Origin of the sequence: Rhodococcus sp. NPDC057529, from assembly GCF_042802055.1 — a bacterium.
Lineage (GTDB): Bacteria > Actinomycetota > Actinomycetes > Mycobacteriales > Mycobacteriaceae > Rhodococcus_F.
Window position 1 is genome coordinate 1 of sequence record NZ_JBHVEY010000063.1, and the last position, 1,873, is coordinate 1,873.

Below are 1,873 nucleotides of genomic sequence, written 5' to 3' on the forward strand. Positions count from 1 at the left end.
TCGAGCCGGGTGCTGCGCTGGGGCGTTGCCTCGTAGAAGCGACGGTACGCGGTTGTGATAGCCGACACAAGTCCGATTCGATGGAGACCGAACCCGCCACGCGTCTGTTCCCGGTCTTCAAAATGACGTTGAACTGGCATTATGATTCGAACACCGAGCCTCGAAGAGTTCCAGAAAAAGATCGGCACATTGCCCTGGGGCGCCGCGAATACGGGCTGGATGTCGGCGAACTCCGCGCACGCCGACCGTTGACATTCACAAAAAGCCGTAGGTAACGTGGTGTCTGACAGAAAGCATCGGCCTTTTTGACGGCGGTTCCGGGGTTTCAGCCCGGAAGCCGATCCCAAGGCCGGTAAGGGCAGCGTTGCCGGTCGTGCCGGTCGACGCACCCGCGACGTGAAGGGATCTACCGATGACAGAAGCACCGACCGAGACCGACTCGATCGACGCCGCTCACCGTGCCGTGTTCGACGCGGGACTGGTCGTCCGCAAGGAGGTGCTCGGCGCGGACTACGTCGATGCGGCGCTGACCCGCAACGCCGGCACCGATGGTGAGGCGCTGCAGAAGTACGTCAGCGAGTTCGTGTGGGGTTCGGTGTGGACCCGGCCGGGCCTCGACCGGCGTAGTCGTTCGCTGATCAACCTCGGCATGCTGGTCGCTCTCAGCCAGCACCACGAGCTGGCGGTGCACGTGAAGGGCGGCCTGAACAACGGTCTGTCCCGTGAGGAGATCGTCGAAGCGGTCATCCACGCCACCGCCTACGCGGGTGCGCCGGCCGGTCTGGCCGCGATGCGCGTGGTGCAGGAGACGCTGACCGCCGAGCTCGGGCCGCTGAACCCGAAGGACCAGGCATGAGCACCGGTAGCGACGTCGCCGTCGCCGACGCTGCGCACGCCCCGTTGCCCAACCGCAAGGTCGGGCTGATCGGGCTCGGGGCGATGGGTGCCCCGATCGCGCAGAACTTCCTCGGCTCCGGTCAGCCCCTCGTCGTGCGCGATGCCGACCCGGCGGCGCAGAAGCGGTTCGTCGAGAACAACCGAATGGCCGTCGGCGCGGGCGATCTCACCGAATTCGCCGACTGCGACGTCGTCGTCCTCATCCTACCCAACAGTGACATCGTCGATCAGGTCGCCCTCGGCGACGACGGGTTGCTCGCGCAACTGGGTGCCGGCAGCGTGATCGTGGACATGGGATCGAGCGTTCCCGCCCGTACCCGGTACCTGGCCCAGGCCGCCGCCGGCCGCGGCATCGCTGTGGTGGACGCTCCCGTCAGCGGCGGTGTCACCCGCGCGCTCAAGGCAGACCTGGCGGTGATGCTCGGCGGCGACGACGACGCCATCGCGAGCGTGCGGCCGCTGCTCGAGACCACCGGCCGCCGGCTCATCCACATCGGTCCGGTCGGCTCCGGCCACGCGGCCAAGGCGCTCAACAATCTGCTCTCGGCCACCGGCCTGGTCGCCGCCGCAGAGGTCCTACTCGTCGGACGCAAGTTCGGGATCGATCCCTCGACGCTGCTGTCGGTGATCAACGCCAGCAGCGGCCGGAACCAGGCCACCGAGACCAAGTACGAGCAATTCATCCTCTCGCGCACCTACGCCTCCGGCTTCGGTGCCGCTCTGATGCGCAAGGACATCGGGATCGCCCTCGAACTCGCACACCAGCAGGATATCCCCACCGTCCTCGGAAACGCACTGGGACAGGTGTGGGGCGACGCGGTCGAGAGCCTCGACGCCACCGCCGACCACACCGAGGTAGTGCGCTACCTCGAACAACTCACCGCCGTCTCACTCGATGAAATCACCCCCACGGACAGTACCTCCGACTAGGAACCCGGCTGTCCGGCACGGTGAATCGACAACCGATGCTCATAGC

The 1,873-nt window shown here is 66.5% G+C and carries 3 protein-coding genes; all 3 read left to right on the top strand.

The genetic code is table 11. The features are described from left to right. Positions 1–275 (top strand): hypothetical protein (locus ACFU5V_RS42995; protein WP_378707517.1); only part of this gene is annotated, 275 nt, incomplete at its 5' end. Positions 276–412: 137 nt separating this feature from the next. After that, positions 413–856 (top strand): carboxymuconolactone decarboxylase family protein, encoded by a 444-nt coding sequence (locus tag ACFU5V_RS43000; protein ID WP_378707519.1) that lies wholly within the window; start codon positions 413–415, stop codon positions 854–856. Then, a complete protein-coding gene (locus ACFU5V_RS43005; protein ID WP_378707521.1) occupies positions 853–1,827 on the top strand; it encodes an NAD(P)-dependent oxidoreductase in 975 nt (324 codons plus the stop codon). The genes ACFU5V_RS43000 and ACFU5V_RS43005 overlap by 4 nt, the downstream gene beginning before the upstream one ends. Positions 1,828–1,873: the final 46 nt, after the last annotated feature.

Coding starts and splice junctions, on each gene's coding strand:
- ACFU5V_RS43000 (WP_378707519.1), top strand. CDS start 413: ATGACAGAAGCACCGACCGAGACCGACTCGATCGACGCCGCTCACCGT.
- ACFU5V_RS43005 (WP_378707521.1), top strand. CDS start 853: ATGAGCACCGGTAGCGACGTCGCCGTCGCCGACGCTGCGCACGCCCCG.